We start from the raw sequence: 16,397 nt of genomic DNA, 5'->3' as shown, positions 1-16,397 counted from the left end.
CGTCGTGAAGCCGGTGGTCGATCCGTCCGGCTGCGCGCCCGTGGGGGCCTACGAGGTGCCCGACCGGCTCGCGGACCTGGTCGACGACCGCGACCACCACTGCGTCTTCCCCTGGTGCACCCGCAAAGCACGGGCCTGCGACCACGACCACGTCATCCCCCACGGCGAGTCAGGCGGACCGACGTGTCGCTGCAACCTCGCCGCCCTGTGCCGCAAGCACCACCGGCTCAAGACCCACGGCGGGTGGTCGTACACCCACGTCGACGACGGCGTCTTCCTCTGGCGCTCACCGCACGGCCACGCCTACCTGCGTGACGAGACCGGCACCCGCGACGTCACCCCCGACCCCGACGCCACCCGACGCCGCATCGTCGAGGCGCACCGGTCCACGGATCCGCCCGAGCAGTAGCTGCCCCGCCCCACACCCCGCCAGGCATGGTCGGCGGGGGCACGGGCATGTCACCACCCCGGTTTCGGGGGTCTCGACGGGCTCGACCCACGTGTGGTCGCCGCCCTGCGCACCTCACCGGTTCTCGACGGGCTCGACCACCGTTGGTCACCGCCCTGCACCGGCTGCGGGGGGCTTCGGGGCTCGCTCCGCGCGCACCTCAACCACCGGTGCCGGGCTCGGCGGCCGAAGGCCGTGGGGCGTGCGTAGGGTCGGGGCGTGAGGATCGTGTCCCTGCTGCCGTCGACGACCGAGATCCTGTTCGCGATCGGGGCGGGCGAGGACGTCGTGGGCGTGACGTTCGAGTGCGACTTCCCTGCCGAGGCACGGAACCGGACGATCGTGTCGACCTCGGCGATGCCGGAGCGCCTGCTCCCGGCGGAGATCGACGCCTTCGTCGCGGAGGCGATGGCCCGCGGCGAGGACCTCTACCACCTCGACGAGGGTGCGCTCGCCGGCCTCGACGCCGACCTCGTCGTCACCCAGGACCTCTGCGCGGTGTGCGCCGTCGACGTCAGCGTGGTCGACGACGCGCTGGCCCACCTCGGCTGCACGGCCGAGGTCCTCACGATCGACCCGCACACCCTCGACGAGGTGCTGGAGTCGATCCTCGTCCTCGGCAAGGCGACCGGCCACGAGCCGGACGCGGCGGCGCTCGTCGCCGACCAGCGCGCCCGCCTCGACGCCGTACGACGCCGGGTCGCGGGGCGGCCCCGCCCGCGGGTGATGCTGCTGGAGTGGACGGACCCGCCGTTCGCGCCCGGGCACTGGGTCCCGGAGATGATCGAGGCCGCGGGTGGCGAGCCGCTGCTGGGGACGGCCGGGGAGAAGTCGCGGCGCACCACCTGGGAGGCGGTCGCCGACGCGGCCCCCGACGTCGTCGTGGTGGCGCCCTGCGGCTACGACCTGGCCGGTGCCACCACCCTCGCCCGCGAGCTCGTCGCGCAGGGCGTGCTGCCGCCGGGCGTGCCGGCGCACCCCGTCGACGCCAACGCCGCCTGGGCGCGTCCCGGCACCCGGCTGGTCGACGGCGTCGAGCACCTCGCCGCGCTGCTCCACCCGTAGCCGATCCACCCCCAGCCGACCCACCCCCAGGGGTGCCGCGACGTCTGGACCAGACCGTCCGACAGTTGAAAACTGCATCTCAGCCGCTCCGTACGCCCAGTGGGGACGTACGATGGCGAGATGGGGCAGGTGGATGCTGCGCCGCACCGACATGCGGTGAGCTTCTACGACCACGAGCAGGAGCTCGTGGCTACTGTCGCGCGCTTCATCGCCGACGGCCTCGCCGACGGTGACCGGGCCGTGGTTGTCCTCACCGAGCCGCACCGCCTCGGCGTGGAGGCCGCGATGCGAAGCCTCGGTGTCGACGCCGACGTCCAGCACGACCGCCAGCGCTACGTCCCGCTCGACGCCGAGATGACGCTCGGCGCCTTCCTGCGCGACGGCAGCCCGGACCCCGATCGGTTCCGCGCCACCATCGGCCGCTTCATCTCCGACGCCCGCGACGACGGCTCACCGGTCCGGTTCTTCGGCGAGATGGTCAACGTGCTCTGGGAGGACGGCAACGTCACCGGCGCCCTCGAGCTGGAGGTCCTCTGGAACGACCTCATCGCCGACGAGGGCTTCGAGCTGCTGTGCGCCTACCCGACGCTCCACCTCGACAGCTCCCGGCTCGCCGACCTCCACCAGGTGTGCGCCCACCACTCCCGGGTGCTGCCACCGCCGAGCTACACCGGCACCCCCGACAGCCCGGAGTCCTCGCGTCCCGGTCTCCCCTCGCGTGTGTTCCTGCCGGTGCCCGAGTCCATCGGCGCCGTGCGCCGCTTCGTCGACGAGACGCTGCGGGCATGGCGGGAGGACCACCTGGCCGGCGATGGCACGCTCATCGCGTCCGAGCTCGCGACCAATGCGGTGCTGCACGCCCGGTCGCCGTTCCGGGTCTCGATCGACCGCGGGGTAGGTGTCGTCTGCGTGTCCGTGCAGGACACCAGCGCCGGCGAGGCGACCCAGCGGGACGCGCAGCAGGACGCGGCCGACGGCCGCGGCATGGCCATCGTCGAGGCGCTGGCCCGGCGCTGGGGCTGCGACTCGCTGCCCAGCGGCAAGGTGATCTGGGCCGAGCTCGGCCCCACCGCCTGAGCCGCCCCTGACCCGTCCGCCTGAGCCGCGCGGGCTCAGTCGCCGACCCAGAAGCCCCGGCTGCCGAACCAGTCCGCGTAGTCGCCCGCGCCGCCCGGGCCGCCGGAGCCACGCGCCCCGAGGTAGCTGCCGACCACCGCGGCGCCGAGGTCGTCGAGCTCGGGGGCGACCACCCGGCCGTCCACCCGCCGGGCCATCGAGTCGACGAACCGCGCCAGCCCCGGGTCGTCGCCCAGCCGGAAGAACGTCGTCTGCGCGCCGAAGCGGCCGGCGCGGTCGAGCTCGCGGATCGCGTAGGCGATCGTCAGCGGGTGGGGCGGGTAGGAGAACCAGACCTCGCCGTCCGGCTCAAGGTGGGCCGTCGGCTCCCCGTCGGTCACGACCAACAGCACCGGCTGCGCCTGCGGGTGCTTGCGGAAGTGGCGGTTCGCCAGCAGCAGCGCGTGGTGGAGGTTCGTGCCCTTGTCCCACAGCGCGTCCAGCGCGGTGAGCTGCTCGATCTCCATGACCTCGGCGTGCCGGCCGAAGCCGATCAGCTGGAGGTGGTCGCCGCGGAAGCGGGTGCGGATCAGCGTGTGCAGCGCGAGGGCGGTGCGCTTCATCGGGATCCACCGGCCGTCCATCGCCATCGAGAACGAGGTGTCGACCAGTAGCGCGACCGCCGCCTGGGTGCGCGCCTCGGTCTCGCTCACCTCGACGTCGCGGATGTCGAGCCGCAGCCGCGGTCGCCCCGAGGAGTCCCGCAGCCGGCCGCCTTCGGCAACCGTCCGGCGTACGGCGTTGCCGACGGTGCGTGTGACGTCCCACGGCTCGGTGTCGCCGAACGCCCACTCCCGGCTGGCGCCGCTCAGCTCCCCCGCCGCGCCGGCCTGCCGCAGGTCGCGCTGGCCCTGCCGGCCGGACATCCGGCGCGCGACGTCGCGCAGCAGCGCCCGGCCGAGCTGCCGCATCGCCTGGGGGCTGAGCCGGAGCCGACCGTCGGAGCCGCGGCGCAGGTAGCCGGAGTCGCGCAGCGCCTGCTCGAGCCGCTGCAGGGTGCGGGCGTCGACCGCCGCCTCGGCGCCCAGCTGGCGGGCGAGGGCGTCCAGGTCGACGTCGTCGAGCCGCGCGCCGCTGTAGGACTGCGAGAGCTGCTCGGCCAGCTCGTCGAGCTCGGCGAGGTCCTGGAGGACTCCGGTGCCGTCGCCGAGCCCGACCCCCTCCTGGCCCTCGAACCCCTCGGCGCCGCCCCAGTCCTCGCCGGGCCGGAGGCTCCGGAGGTTCTGGTCGAGCCGGTCAAGTGACTGCATCAGCTGCGGTGAGCCGAACGCCTGCGCGGCGAGGGCGTCGAGCTCGTCGCGCTGCTCCTGTGACAGCGAGTTCCGCAGTCGCTGCGCCGCGGCGGCCCGCTGCGCCAGCGAGTCGAGTAGCTCCTCGACGTTCTGGGGGTTCTCGGGGAAGAAGTCGCCGTGCTGCTCCATGAAGCGCTGGAAGTCCTCGGCCGTGTCCTCGCCGCGGCCGTGCTTCTCGAGGAGGTCGTTGAGGTCCTCCAGCATCCGGTTGACCGCCTCGCGGTCCTCGTCCGAGGCGTTCTCCAGCGCCTGCTTCATGCCGGCGAACCGCTGGTCGAGCATCTCCCGGCCGAGCAGGTCCTTGATCCGCTCGTAGTCCTCGCGTGCCTGCGCCGACTGCCAGTCGTACGACGACAGCGAGCTCACCGCGGCCGCCGTCGACGCCGGCAGCCCGTCCAGCCGCATCTCCCGGAAGGCCCGGTCGGTGTCGTCGAGGTCGACGTCGCGGGCGAGCTGCTTGCGCTCCTCGAGGACCGCCCGGTCGAGGAGCTCCCGGACCTCCTCCAGCGTGCCGTCGAGGCGGTGCCGCTGCAGCAGGTCGCGGCGCCGCTCGGCGACGCGCCGGGCGAGGTCGTCGAGGCCGGTCCGGTCGCGGCCACCCCGACGCAGGAACTCGCGCATCGCCCGCTCCGGCGAGGTCCCGGCCATGACGTCCTCGCCGATGGCGTCGAGCGCCTCGGCGAGGTCGACCGGCGGGGCGAGCGGGTCCGGCCCGCCGTCGTAGCGGGAGTAGCGCGACCGGGGCCTGCTCACGGGCGTCCTCGCGCCCCGGGCACCGCCTCAGCCATAGACCGTCTCCGCCCCGTCCACGTCCTTGCTGACCTTGCGGGCCAGGTAGAGCCCCTCCAGCGCGAGCTCGACCGCCCCGGCGCGCTGCCCGTCGTTGGTGGCGCCGAGCCGGTCGCAGACGTCGTCGTAGAGCTCCGACTCCCCCAGCACCGGCAGCCCGGCGAGGAAGTCGCGGGCGGTGACCTGCTCGCCGGTGGTGACCATGGCGCCGTTCTCGATGGCCTCGACCAGCAGGCCGAGGTCGAGCCCCCGCAGGTGGTGGCGGACCGTCTCGGCGGTCGCCGTGCGCAGCAGGTGCTCGAGCACCTCTCGCTCGCGACCCTCCTCGCCGGACTCGAACTCGACCTTGCCGCCGAGCACATCGACGGCCGTCTCGAGGTCGACGACCCTGGCCACGGCCTCGGGCTCGCCCTGGCGGGTGGCGCGGTGCAGCGCGGCGGCCGCGATCGTCTCGGCCCCCGCGATCGCGAAGCGCGCGGAGACGCCGCTGCGCTGGTCGACGCTGCTGGACTGGCGCAGGTGGCGGGTGAACCGCGCCAGGATCTCCAGCAGGTACGCCGGGACGTCGGCCACGAGGTGCGCCTCCTGCCGGATGACGGCGACCTCGTCCTCGAGCTCGACCGGGTAGTGGGTGCGGATCTCGGCACCGAACCGGTCCTTGAGCGGGGTGATGATCCGACCGCGGTTGGTGTAGTCCTCGGGGTTGGCGCTGGCCACGACCAGCACGTCGAGCGGCAGCCGCAGCACGTAGCCGCGGATCTGGATGTCGCGCTCCTCCATCACGTTGAGCATCGCGACCTGGATCCGCTCGGCGAGGTCGGGGAGCTCGTTGATCGCGACGATCCCGCGGTGGCTCCGCGGGATCAGGCCGAAGTGGATCGTCTCCGGGTCGCCGAGGGTGCGGCCCTCGGCGACCTTCATCGGGTCGACGTCACCGATGAGGTCGGCGACGCTGGTGTCGGGGGTGGCGAGCTTCTCGGCGTACCGCTCGTCGCGGTGGCGCCACGCCACCGGCAGCTCGTCGCCGAGCTCGGCGGCGCGGCGCAGCGACTCCGGCGAGACCGGGTCGTAGGGGTGCTCGCCGAGGTCGGAGCCGGCGATGACCGGCGTCCACTCGTCCAGCAGGCCGACGAGGGTGCGCAGCAGCCGGGTCTTGCCCTGGCCCCGCTCACCGAGCAGCACGACGTCGTGACCGGCGATCAGCGCCCTCTCGAGCTGCGGGACCACCGTGTCGTCGAAGCCGTGGAGGCCGGGCCACGGGTCCTCGCCGGCGGCGAGCCGCGCGAGGAGGTTGTCGCGGATCTCCTGGCGGACGTGCTTGTGCACGTGACCGCCGGCGCGGAGCTCGCCGACGGTGCAGGGGGACGGGGCGGACGTGCTCGTCGTGACCACCACCTCACGCTAGCCGACCGGGGAAGGGCCGCCCCGGCGTCGCAGGTAGCGTGCGGGCGTGCGCTCCCCCGGCCTCCGCGACGCGTGCCCCTGTGGCTCGCCCACGCTGTACGCCGCCTGCTGCGGCCCGCTGCACCGCGGGCGCGGCCTGGCCGAGACCGCCGAGCGGCTGATGCGGTCGCGCTACGCGGCGTACGCCGTCGGCGAGCTCGGCTACGTCTTCCGCACCTGGCACCCCCGTACCCGGCCGTCGGACATGACGCCGACGCCCGGGCTGGTGTGGACCCGGCTCGCGATCGTCGACACCGTCGCCGGTGGCCCCGAGGACGACACCGGCGAGGTCGAGTTCCGCGCCCACTACGACGCGCCCGGCGGATCCGGGGTCATGCAGGAGCGCAGCCGCTTCGAGCGGCGTGCGGGGCGCTGGGTCTACGTCGACGGCGACGTGACCTGACCGGTATCCGTCAGAACCGCGTCAGCGGCACCACCGCGACCGGGCAGGTGGCGTGCTCGACCACGGACGAGGCCACCGACCCGAAGAGCACCTCGGACGCGGCTCCGCCGTGGTGGCCACCGACCACGACGAGGTGGGTCTCCTCCCCGGCGCGGACCAGGACGTCGTCGACCAGGCCGCGGGCCACCTGCGTGTGCACGTGGACGTCCGGGAACTTCTCCGCCATGCCGGAGATCGTCTCGGCCAGCAGCAGCCGCTGCTCCTGCGCGTCGGCCGCGACCTGCTCGGCGGCGGCGGGTCCGCCGACGGACCAGTAGCAGTGGACGACCGTCAGCGGCAGGTCGCGAAGCGACGCCTGGCGGTAGGCGAACTCGAGCGTGGTGCGGGCCGCCGGCGTGGCGTCGACACCGACGACGATGCCGTGCCGCACGCGGGACGGGTCACCGGGACGGTGGACGACGACCGGGCAGCGGGCGTGCCGGGTGACGGCGACCCCGACCGAGCCCAGCAGCAGGCTGCGCACCGGTCCTCGGCCACGCGAGCCCACGACCACCATCGCCGCGTCCTCGCTGAGCGCGAGCAGCAGGTCGCGCGGGTCGGCCACGCGGAGCACCTCGTGCACCTCGAGCCCGGGGGCGCGGCGGTCGATCTCCTCACGCGCCCGGTTCAGCAGGTCGTGCCCCTCCGTGCGGGTCGTCTCGACGCCGACGCGGTGGTCGTTGCCGGAGGCGTCGAGCCAGACGGCCCCCTCGGGGACGACGGCATGCGCGAGGGTCAGCGGGCGGTGCTCGAGCACCGCCTGGTCGATGGCCCAGCCCAGCGCCCGGCCTGAGGAGTGCGAGCCGTCGAGTCCGACGACGATGGTGCCAGCGGGGACGAGGTCGCTCATGGGGGCTCCTGACGCACGGGGACTGCGGGGATTCCGGCAGGTGCGGTGGGACCGGCCGGTCCGACGCCTCCACTCTCGGGCACCGCAGCGGGCCGAGCGAGGGCCCGTGGCACCACCGGGTCGGGACCAACGACCCTGAGCCGACCCCCCTCCGGGGACGGACGATCGATTCAGCAGCCGATCCCGTCCGGGGTCGCTCCGACGTCAACGGAGGTGTCCCGTGCCCGATCTTCACGAGCTGAGCCACGACGAGTGCGTGGACCTGCTTCGCAGCGGCGTCGCAGGCCGGGTGGCGCTGTCCACCCCGGACGGGCCGCACATCATCCCCGTCAACTACTCGGTCGTGGACGACGCGATCATCGTGCGCACCTCGCCCTACAGCATGCTCGGCACCTACGGCCGGGACACGACGCTGGCCTTCGAGGTCGACCACATCGACCACGAGAACCAGCGCGGCTGGAGCGTGCTGGTGCGGGGCCGTGCCGACGTGGTGCAGGACTCCGACGAGCTCGAGCACATCCGCGAGCAGTGGGAGCCGCGCCCCTGGGCGACCGGCGTCCGGTCCCTCTTCGTCCGGCTCCGCTGGAACGAGCTCACCGGCCGACGCCTCGGCAGCGGCTGGGACCCGGCGATGAGCACGCCGGTCCGCCGCATGCTCTGACCCCGCCCGTCGGCCACCGGGGAGCCACGGGATGACGCATGATGTGGGTGTGCCCCACGAGCCGTCCACCGACGACGCCCACGCCGGCTCGCAGTCCGAGCCCGCGGCAGCGACGCCGGGCCTGCCGCCCTCCGCGCAGGCGCTGCTCGAGGCCGTCAACGCCATCGCGTCCGACCTCGACATGCGCAGCGTGCTCTCGCGCATCGTGGAGGCCGCCACCGAGCTGACCGGCGCCCGCTACGGCGCACTGGGCGTCATCGGCGCGGACGGCTCGCTGGTCGAGTTCGTCACCACGGGGATCGGCGAGCGCGAGCAGCAGGCCATCGGCGACCTCCCGGTCGGCCGGGGCATCCTCGGCCTGCTGATCGACCAGCCGGAGGCGATCCGGCTCCACGACCTCAAGGCGCACGCCAAGTCCTTCGGGTTCCCGGACAACCACCCGCCGATGACGACGTTCCTGGGCGTGCCGGTCCGGGTCCGCGGCACCGTGTTCGGCAACCTCTACCTCACGGAGAAGGCCGGCGGCCAGGACTTCACGACCACCGACGAGGTGCTGGTCGAGGCCTTGGCCGGCACCGCCGGATTCGTCATCGAGAACGCCCGCGCCTACGGCCTCAGCGAGCGTCGCCGCCAGTTCCTCGAGGCGACCTCCGAGCTGACCGACATCCTGCAGCCACCGATCCAGCTCAACCGGGCACTCGAGCAGATCACGCTCAGCGCCCGCGCGCTGTCGCGGGCACTTGCCAGCGCGGTGCTGAGCACCGTCGCCGAGGACCCGGTGCGCAGCCTCGCCGCGGACCCCGCCGACGAGGCACGCGTGATCGCGGCGCTCGAGGAGGCGGCAGAGCGCGTCGACCTGGCCGAGCGCAAGGACCCGCAGGAGCTGGTCATCGGCGACCTGCGGCTCGTCGTGCTGCCGCTCCGGGCCCACCTCGCCCGGGCCGGCGCCCTGGTGGCCGTCTTCGACGCCGGCGTCCGCGAGGACGACGTGGAGGAGGACGAGCTGCTCGCCTCCTTCGCCGACCAGGCCGCCCTCGCCCTCGACCGCGCGCAGGCGGTGGCCGACCGCGAGGAGCTCGCGGTCATCTCCGACCGGGAGCGCATCGCCCGCGACCTCCACGACGTCGTGATCCAGCGGCTGTTCGCGACCGGGCTCCAGCTGCAGGGCATCGGCCTGCTCGCCGGCCGGTCCGAGGTGGCGAGCCGGCTCGACGAGGCGGTCGTCGACCTCGACCTGACGATCAAGGCGATCCGCGGCACCATCTTCGAGCTGCAGAACAAGCAGACGAGCTCGCTGCGGGCCGAGATCCGCACCCTCGTCCGTGACTACGTGCCGGTGCTCGGCTTCACGCCCACGGTCCAGACGAGCGGCCCCATCGACACCGCGGTCCCCCCGGACGTCCGCGACCAGCTGCTCCCGGTGCTCCGGGAGGCGGTCTCCAACGTCGCCCGGCACGCCCTCGCCGACCACGCCGACGTGGAGGTGAGCGTGGGCGACCACGAGCTCCAGCTCGTCGTCGCCGACGACGGCGTGGGCATGGGCCAGGGCCAGCGCGAGAGCGGCCTGCGCAACGTGCGGCGGCGGGCGCTCGACCTCGGCGGGACCTTCGAGGTCCGCCCCGGAGACCCGCGCGGCACCACCGTCGTGTGGCGCGTCCCGCTGCCCTGACCGGCTCAGCCCGGGGCCCTGACAGGCCCCTGACAGGCCCCTGACAGGCCCTGACCAGCCGGACGGCCACCCGCCCCGGGGGTGGCGGGTGACCGCCGGTCCTGGACCCGGAACGCGTCGCCGAGCCCCCCTCGGGAGACGCTTTGACCGGGCACAGCAAGCGTGGCGCACCCGCCGGGAGCCACGCAGGGCCGATGGTCCTCCCGGCCGGTGCTACAGGTCACCCGGACGACGGAACCGCATGCGACGACCGTCAGTGACGGCTACCGTCCTGCGGCCCGAGCAGCCGCGACGCCAGCACCGCAGCCTGGGTGCGTCGCTCGAGACCGAGCTTGGCGAGGATGCTCGACACGTAGTTCTTGACCGTCTTCTCGGCCAGGAACATCCGCTCGCCGATCTGGCGGTTGGTGAGCCCCTCGGCGATGTAGCCCAGCAGGGTGAGCTCCTGCTCGGTGAGGTCGGCCAGCTCCGGCGCGGTCGCCGGGCCGTTGCGGACCCGTTCGAGGACCCGCGCCGTCAGCGACGGGTCGATGAGCGAGTTGCCGCCGGCGACCTGCCGGATCGCGCTCACCAGGTCGGAGCTCTTGATCTCCTTGAGCACGTAGCCCGCCGCGCCCGCCATGATCGCGGCGAAGAGCGCCTCGTCGTCGTCGTACGACGTGAGGATCAGCGCGTTGATCGTCGGGTCGACCGCCCGAACGGTGCGGCACACCTCGATGCCGGAGCCGTCCGGCAGCCGAGCGTCGAGCACGGCCACGTCCGGCCGGAGCGCGGGGATCCGGGCGGCCGCGTCGACGGCGGAGGCCGACTCACCGACCACCTCGATGTCGTCGGTCCGCTCGAGGAGGAAGCGCAGCCCCTCCCGGACGACGTCGTGGTCGTCGAGCAGGTAGACGCCGATCTTGCGAGACTCCTCGGACTCCGCCATAACCCCGTTTCTACCGCACCCCGGAAGGAATCGGAGGCAGGAAGGGGTCAGCCTCGCGCGAGGAACGCCAGCAGGTCCTGACGGGTGAGCACGCCGACCGGCTTGCCGTCCTCGTGCACGAGCACCGCGTCGGCGTGCTCGAGCAGCTTCACCGCGCCCCGGGCCGACTCGTTCGAGCCGACCGTCGGCAGCGGCGCGGACATGTGCTCCTCCACCGGGTCGGTGAGCTTGGCCGTGCCGGCGAAGAGCGCGTCGAGGAGCGTCCGCTCCGACACCGAGCCGGCCACCTCGGCGGCCACGATCGGGGGCTCCGCCCGCACGACCGGCATCTGGGAGACGCCGTACTCCTGCAGGATGTGGACCGCCTCGGCGATGGTCTCCGACGGGTGCGTGTGGACCAGGTCGGGCAGCTTGCCGTCCTTGCCGCGCAGCACCTCACCGACGGTCTGGGTGTCGCGGGCGGCGCCCTCGACCTCGAAGCCGTACTGGGCGAGCCAGTCGTCGTTGAAGATCTTGGTGAGGTAGCCGCGGCCGGAGTCGGGCAGCAGCACCACGATGACGGCGTCCTCGCCCTCGGGGGTGCCCTCGAGCTCGGCGGCGAGCTGCTTCGCGGCGTACGCCGCCATCCCGGACGAGCCTCCGACCAGCAGCGCCTCCTCGCGGGCGAGCCGGCGGGTGAAGGCGAAGGAGTCGGCGTCGGAGACCTCGATGATCCGGTCCGCGACGTCGCGGTCGTAGGCGTCGGGCCAGAAGTCCTCACCCACGCCCTCGACGAGGTAGGGGCGACCGCTGCCGCCGGAGTAGACCGAGCCGGCGGGGTCCGCGCCGATCACCTTGATGTCGGGGTTCTGCTCCTTGAGGTAGCGACCGATGCCGCTGATCGTCCCGCCGGTGCCGACGCCCGCGACGAAGTGCGTGATCCGGCCCTCGGTCTGCTTCCAGATCTCGGGCCCGGTGGTCTCGTAGTGGGACCGCGGGTTGTTCGGGTTGGAGTACTGGTCGGGCTTCCACGCGCCCGGCTGCGACGAGAGCCGGTCGGAGACGCTGTAGTAGCTGTCTGGGTGGGACGGGTCGACGGCTGTCGGGCAGACGACCACCTCGGCGCCGTAGGCGCGCAGCACGTTCCGCTTGTCCTCGCTGACCTTGTCCGGGCACACGAAGACGCACTTGTACCCCTTCGCCTGGGCGACCATGGCCAGCCCGACGCCGGTGTTGCCGGAGGTCGGCTCGACGATGGTGCCACCCGGCTGGAGCTCACCGGAGGCCTCGGCGGCCTCGATCATCCGCGTGGCGATGCGGTCCTTCACCGAGCCGCCGGGGTTGAGGTACTCCACCTTGGCGAGGACGAGCGGGCCCTTGCCGGCGTCCACCGGGTCGCGGTCGAGAGTTCGCGAGAGCCGCAGCAGCGGGGTGTTGCCGATCAGGTCGAGGAGCGAGTTCACGTACTGCACGTCGCCAATGTAGATCGACGGGGGCCGAACCCGGGAAATGTCAGCGGCGCCGGGGTTTCCGACCGACTTCGGCGGCCGGCCGACACGGCTGACACGCGCCTCGTAGAGTGTCCGGGTGGGCAAGGCAGCAGCAGCACGGAAGCTCGCCTCCGCCGCCGCCTACGGCGGGGGTGGCGTGTCGGCCCTCGGGGGTGCCCTCTACGGGTTGCTGACCCTCGAGGCGTGGTTGGCGCGCAAGTCGATCGGCGAGCCCCGCGACGAGCCGCCTCCCCTGGCGACCGGCTGGTACGGCCGCGGCCGGCCCGGCCCCGCCATCAAGCTGGCCCTGCTCGGCGACTCCAGCGCCGCGGGCTACGGCGTCGACCGGGTGGAGGACACCCCCGGCGCGATGCTGGCCAGCAGCCTCGCCGAGCGTGCCGACCGGCGCGTCCACCTGCGCGAGTTCGCGGTGGTCGGCGCCCGGTCCTCCGACCTCGCCGACCAGGTCGAGCGCGCCATCGCGACCGAGCCCGACGTGGCAGTCGTCCTCATCGGCGCCAACGACGTGACCCACCAGGTGATGCCGGCCCAGTCGGTCGCCCACCTCTCCGAGGGCGTACGCCGGCTGCGCGCGGCCGGCGCCCAGGTCGTCGTCGGCACCTGCCCCGACCTCGGGACGCTCCAACCCGTGGCCCCGCCGCTGCGCCAGGTAGCGCGCGCCTGGTCGCGCCGCCTGGCGACCGCCCAGACCATCGCCGTCGTCGAGGCGGGAGGCCGGACGGTGTCGCTCGCGACCATCCTCGGACCGGAGTTCGCCGCCGCCCCGGCGCTGCTGTTCGGCCCCGACCGCTTCCACCCCTCCGCCGACGGCTACCGCTCGCTGGCGGCGGTGCTGCTGCCCTCCGTGCTGGCCGCGCTGGGCCTCGTGCGCCACGACGAGCTCGAGCCCGAGGCCTACCGTGGCGAGGGCGTCCTGCCCGTCGCGCGGGCGGCTGTCGAGGCGGTCCGCACCCCCGGCACCGAGCTCGAGGGCACCGAGGTGGCCGGCGCCCGACGTGGCGTCCGCGGACTGTGGGTGCAGCTGCGCCACCGCCGCCGCGAGCAGATGACCACGACCGCGCCCGACGAGGCCGACGACGAGACCACCGGGAGCGAGGCCCTCTCGGACCAGGCCGAGGCCGGCGCCCGCCGCTGACCGCGGCGGGCCGGACGCACGAGGGCCGGCGCCCCGCGGAGGGGACGCCGGCCCGGTGCCGGAGCGTTCTGTGTGGGGTCAGCTCACTCCTGGTTGAAGATCGCCAGCAGGCGCAGCAGGTTGGTGTAGATCCAGACCAGGCTGACCGTCATGGCGAAGGCGGCGCGCCACGACTCGCGCTCGGGGATGCCGGCGGCCACGCCCTGCTCGACGAAGTCGAAGTCGAGGATCAGCATGAACACACCGAGCACCAGGCCGGCCACGGCGAACAGGGCACCGAGAGCACCGAAGCCGAAGAGACCGAACTGGTTGCCGAACACGGCCAGCACCATCTCGAGCAGGCCGAGACCGACCATGCCGAACATCGCGGCGATGACGAACGTGCGGAACTTCTGCCCGACCTTGATGTCGAAGAACTTGTAGGCCGCGAGCGTGCCGGCGAAGGCCGCGAAGGTGCCGATGACCGCCTGGACGACGAGGCTGCCACTGCCCGAGGTCGCGAAGTTGGCGTCGATCACCTTGCTGAAGGCGCCGAGGGCGACACCCTCGAGCGCTGCGAAGGCGATCACCAGGGCCGGGCTGACGACCCGCTTGAACGAGTTGACCATCGCCAGCGCGAAGGCGCCGAACGAGCCGACCATCAGCGCGAGGTACAGCGCGCCCTGGCCGTCGGTGGTGGTGATGTCGCCGGTCATCATCCAGGTGAGGGCGGCCGCGACGATCACGATCGCCAGCGAGATGCCGGTCTTCTGGACGACCGAGTCGATCGTCATGGGGGCGCCGGCCTGGGCAGGCACGCCGTAGCCGGGCTGCGCGCCGGGCTCGGCGTAGCCGGGCTGGCCGTACGGCTGCTGCCCGTAGCCCTGGAAGCTCGCCCCGTTGCCCGGGTAGGTCTGGTTGCCGTAGGCGTTCGACGACGCCCCGCTGAAGGCATCCGAACGACGGAACACCGGGTTGTTGCTCTGCATTGGTCTCCTCCTTGGAGGCCTTGGTGTGGCCATCGGTGGCCATCACCCTGATGGCCACCTGGGACCCCTCCATCCTAGGGGGGTCCAGCCATTCCAACGAGCGACCGGGCCCTTCTGTTCCGCCCCGGATCGCGCTCTCAGCCGGCTCTCAGCCAGGGTCGGCCGGGTCAGGGGGAGCTCGACTCGAGGTCGGAGGCGCGCTCGCAGTCCGCGAGGTCGCACCGCACGGTGGCACCCTTGCGTCGGCCGTTGGCATCCAGCAGCAGCGTGTCCTCGTCCTCCCACTGCAGCAGGCCGAACCAGCGCGACGTGTAGGTCACCAACGCGGTCCCGTCCAGCGTCCGCTGCCGTACCTGGTTCGGACCCACGCCGTCGCTCAGGATGTACATGGTGACCATCTGCCCGCCGCTGGGCGAGAAGCTGCCCACCTTCTCCCGGCAGGAGCGCCACAGCACCTTGTCGGGGTCGCTGATGGCGAAGACCTCCGAGCACCCGTCGCGGTAGGGGTCACCGACGAAGGCGGCGATCCGGTCGGCTCCCAGGTCCGCGTGGTAGCCGGCGCGGTCGACCACGACGGAGCGGGCGCCGTCGAGGTAGTCCCACGCGATGGTCCGGGACCGGGCGTCGGAGCTGACCAGGGCGGTCCCGGCCCGGGCGTCGAGGAGGGCGGGGTAGCCCCGGAAACGGGCGTTCGACACCTCGTGCCCACTGGACGCGTCATAGGTGGTGAACGTGGTGAGGCGCTGGTGGTCACTGGCGATGAGGTGGGTGCCGTCGCCGGTGAGCTGTGCTCCCCAGGAATCCCGGCCGCGCAGCAGCACGGTCCTCTGCCCGGAGGCGGTCACCCGCAGGATCCGGTCACGCGGAGCCTGTCCGGTCCAGCGGTTGACCACGTAGTCCTCGCCCGAGGTGCCCAGGAGCAGGAAGTCCTCGGTGCCGAGGTCGACGCGCACGTCGCCGTCGACGATCTCGGTGCCGTCCTTGTGGGGCACCCGGGCGTCCTCGCCACGCGGCAGCGTGCCGGGCCGGCTGAGGTCGACCGTGGTGGACGTGGTGGACGTGGTGGACGTGGTGGACGTGGTGGACGTCGTGAACGTGGTGGAGGTGCCGGGCTGCATGGTCGACACGACCGGTGCCGACGATGTGGCCAGCGCGAGGCCTGCGACGGCAAGCGCCAGGGTGGTGCCGAGAACGTTCATGTGTGTCCCCCGATCCACGGCCGGGACCGTCCCCGGGCCTGCCCTGTAGACGCCGCCGACAGCCCCTGTGGTTGCCTTGCGCGGCGCGAGCTCGCCCGGTCCCGGCCTCGCAGGCCGGCCCGGTCAGGCTGCGGGCGACGAGGCGTGCGCGTGGGCGATCCGCCAGCCCTCCGGGCTGCGGACGGTGACCAGGGTCAGCCGGAAGGGCCAGCGCTGCTCCTGCGGGCCGTGGCGTGCGATCTCACGGCCGAGGGCCAGCACCCAGCCGACGTCCTCGACCACGTCGACGTGTCGCACGTCCCACTCGAAGCCGATCGACACCGGCTGCCGGGCGTAGGCGTCGAAGAACCGGTCGAGCTCCATCCGGTGGTGGAGCACCAGCTCCTCGGAGGTGACGAGGGAGGCGTCGCCTTCTGCGAAGAGGTCGCGCAGCGCCCCCGCGTCCTGGTCGGCGAAGGCCGCGCTGAAGCTGTCCAGGAGCGCTGCGAGCTGGTCGTGCTCGCTCATGCAACGCATGATGCACCGTCGATGTGCCCCCGGTGGGATTCGAACCCACACTTCATCGCTTTTAAGGCGATTTCCTCTGCCGTTGGGATACGGGGGCGGCCGTCGCGGCGTCAGTCTGCCAGCGCGGCCGCCCGCCGGATGACGTCGTCGAGCATCGCGCCCGTCAGCCGGCCGGTGAACGTGTTGTGCTGGCTGGGGTGGTAGCAGCCGAGGACCGTGAGGCCGTCCAGCGGTACCTCGGCCGCATGGGCGAACTTCGGCCGCGGGGTGGGGACGTCGTGGCCGGCCTGCGCCAGGGCCCGGAGGGCCGCCTGCCAGCCGTAGGCGCCGAGGGTCACCACGACCCGCACCGACCCGCCCACGAGCGCGAGCTCGCGGTCGAGCCACGGCGCGCA

General features: G+C 73.1%; 16 protein-coding genes and 1 tRNA gene. 7 read left to right on the top strand and 10 right to left on the bottom strand.

Going from position 1 to position 16,397, the window contains the following annotated elements:
* The 3 genes from ACFP2E_RS06985 to ACFP2E_RS06975 all read left to right on the top strand — a co-directional run.
* Window positions 1–409, top strand: a 409-nt coding sequence (locus tag ACFP2E_RS06985; protein WP_378539305.1) for an HNH endonuclease signature motif containing protein, incomplete at its 5' end; no start/stop codon positions are given.
* A gap of 258 nt (window positions 410–667) precedes the next feature.
* Entirely contained in the window at window positions 668–1,513 is an 846-nt protein-coding gene (locus ACFP2E_RS06980; protein WP_378522615.1) for a cobalamin-binding protein, read from the top strand.
* A 156-nt stretch (window positions 1,514–1,669) separates the two neighbouring features.
* On the top strand, window positions 1,670–2,590 hold the full coding sequence (locus ACFP2E_RS06975; protein ID WP_378522616.1) for an MEDS domain-containing protein: 921 nt from the start codon (window positions 1,670–1,672) through the stop codon (window positions 2,588–2,590).
* A gap of 35 nt (window positions 2,591–2,625) precedes the next feature.
* Here ACFP2E_RS06975 and ACFP2E_RS06970 read toward each other — a convergent pair whose 3' ends face one another.
* Complete coding sequence (locus ACFP2E_RS06970) at window positions 2,626–4,674, bottom strand: VWA domain-containing protein (protein WP_378522617.1); 2,049 nt, start codon at window positions 4,672–4,674, stop codon at window positions 2,626–2,628.
* A gap of 27 nt (window positions 4,675–4,701) precedes the next feature.
* Window positions 4,702–6,102, bottom strand: a complete 1,401-nt coding sequence (locus tag ACFP2E_RS06965) for a magnesium chelatase (RefSeq protein WP_378522618.1) — start codon at window positions 6,100–6,102, stop codon at window positions 4,702–4,704.
* Window positions 6,103–6,160: 58 nt separating this feature from the next.
* Here ACFP2E_RS06965 and ACFP2E_RS06960 point away from each other — a divergent pair, with 58 nt between their 5' ends.
* Window positions 6,161–6,556 (top strand): YchJ family protein, encoded by a 396-nt coding sequence (locus tag ACFP2E_RS06960; RefSeq protein WP_378522619.1) that lies wholly within the window; start codon window positions 6,161–6,163, stop codon window positions 6,554–6,556.
* 10 nt (window positions 6,557–6,566) lie between these two features.
* On the opposite strand, the gene ACFP2E_RS06955 is transcribed toward ACFP2E_RS06960, so the two are convergent.
* Complete coding sequence (locus tag ACFP2E_RS06955) at window positions 6,567–7,445, bottom strand: universal stress protein (RefSeq protein WP_378522620.1); 879 nt, start codon at window positions 7,443–7,445, stop codon at window positions 6,567–6,569.
* A gap of 220 nt (window positions 7,446–7,665) precedes the next feature.
* Here ACFP2E_RS06955 and ACFP2E_RS06950 point away from each other — a divergent pair, with 220 nt between their 5' ends.
* Entirely contained in the window at window positions 7,666–8,106 is a 441-nt protein-coding gene (locus ACFP2E_RS06950) for a pyridoxamine 5'-phosphate oxidase family protein (RefSeq protein ID WP_378522621.1), read from the top strand.
* A gap of 49 nt (window positions 8,107–8,155) precedes the next feature.
* Window positions 8,156–9,775, top strand: coding sequence for a GAF domain-containing sensor histidine kinase (locus tag ACFP2E_RS06945; RefSeq protein WP_378522622.1), 1,620 nt, complete (start codon window positions 8,156–8,158; stop codon window positions 9,773–9,775).
* Between the two features lie 253 nt (window positions 9,776–10,028).
* Here ACFP2E_RS06945 and ACFP2E_RS06940 read toward each other — a convergent pair whose 3' ends face one another.
* Entirely contained in the window at window positions 10,029–10,703 is a 675-nt protein-coding gene (locus ACFP2E_RS06940; RefSeq protein WP_378522623.1) for a response regulator, read from the bottom strand.
* Window positions 10,704–10,750: 47 nt separating this feature from the next.
* Complete coding sequence (locus ACFP2E_RS06935; protein WP_378522624.1) at window positions 10,751–12,154, bottom strand: cystathionine beta-synthase; 1,404 nt, start codon at window positions 12,152–12,154, stop codon at window positions 10,751–10,753.
* Window positions 12,155–12,269: 115 nt separating this feature from the next.
* Between ACFP2E_RS06935 and ACFP2E_RS06930 the strand changes: the two genes are divergently transcribed.
* The gene (locus ACFP2E_RS06930; RefSeq protein WP_378522625.1) at window positions 12,270–13,328 is read left to right on the top strand and encodes an SGNH/GDSL hydrolase family protein; all 1,059 of its coding nucleotides are present in this window, start codon (window positions 12,270–12,272) and stop codon (window positions 13,326–13,328) included.
* Window positions 13,329–13,411: 83 nt separating this feature from the next.
* Here the strand turns inward: ACFP2E_RS06930 and ACFP2E_RS06925 are convergent, their stop codons facing one another.
* From ACFP2E_RS06925 to ACFP2E_RS06905, 5 genes are all read right to left on the bottom strand, one after another.
* Window positions 13,412–14,296, bottom strand: coding sequence for a Bax inhibitor-1/YccA family protein (locus ACFP2E_RS06925; protein WP_378522626.1), 885 nt, complete (start codon window positions 14,294–14,296; stop codon window positions 13,412–13,414).
* 167 nt (window positions 14,297–14,463) lie between these two features.
* A complete protein-coding gene (locus ACFP2E_RS06920; RefSeq protein WP_378522627.1) occupies window positions 14,464–15,495 on the bottom strand; it encodes a hypothetical protein in 1,032 nt (343 codons plus the stop codon).
* A gap of 123 nt (window positions 15,496–15,618) precedes the next feature.
* On the bottom strand, window positions 15,619–16,002 hold the full coding sequence (locus ACFP2E_RS06915) for a nuclear transport factor 2 family protein (RefSeq protein ID WP_378522628.1): 384 nt from the start codon (window positions 16,000–16,002) through the stop codon (window positions 15,619–15,621).
* A 24-nt stretch (window positions 16,003–16,026) separates the two neighbouring features.
* Window positions 16,027–16,099 (bottom strand) — tRNA-Leu (locus tag ACFP2E_RS06910).
* A 13-nt stretch (window positions 16,100–16,112) separates the two neighbouring features.
* Window positions 16,113–16,397 (bottom strand): uracil-DNA glycosylase family protein (locus ACFP2E_RS06905; protein ID WP_378539303.1); only part of this gene is annotated, 285 nt, incomplete at its 5' end.

Origin of the sequence: Nocardioides sp. GCM10027114 (genome assembly GCF_042659625.1) — a bacterium.
GTDB lineage: Bacteria > Actinomycetota > Actinomycetes > Propionibacteriales > Nocardioidaceae > Nocardioides.
Note: the sequence above shows the minus strand (reverse complement) of the source record. Positions and strands in the feature narration are given on the sequence as shown.

Coding starts and splice junctions, on each gene's coding strand:
- ACFP2E_RS06955 (WP_378522620.1), bottom strand. CDS start 7,445: ATGAGCGACCTCGTCCCCGCTGGCACCATCGTCGTCGGACTCGACGGC.
- ACFP2E_RS06940 (WP_378522623.1), bottom strand. CDS start 10,703: ATGGCGGAGTCCGAGGAGTCTCGCAAGATCGGCGTCTACCTGCTCGAC.
- ACFP2E_RS06925 (WP_378522626.1), bottom strand. CDS start 14,296: ATGCAGAGCAACAACCCGGTGTTCCGTCGTTCGGATGCCTTCAGCGGG.
- ACFP2E_RS06920 (WP_378522627.1), bottom strand. CDS start 15,495: ATGAACGTTCTCGGCACCACCCTGGCGCTTGCCGTCGCAGGCCTCGCG.
- ACFP2E_RS06915 (WP_378522628.1), bottom strand. CDS start 16,002: ATGAGCGAGCACGACCAGCTCGCAGCGCTCCTGGACAGCTTCAGCGCG.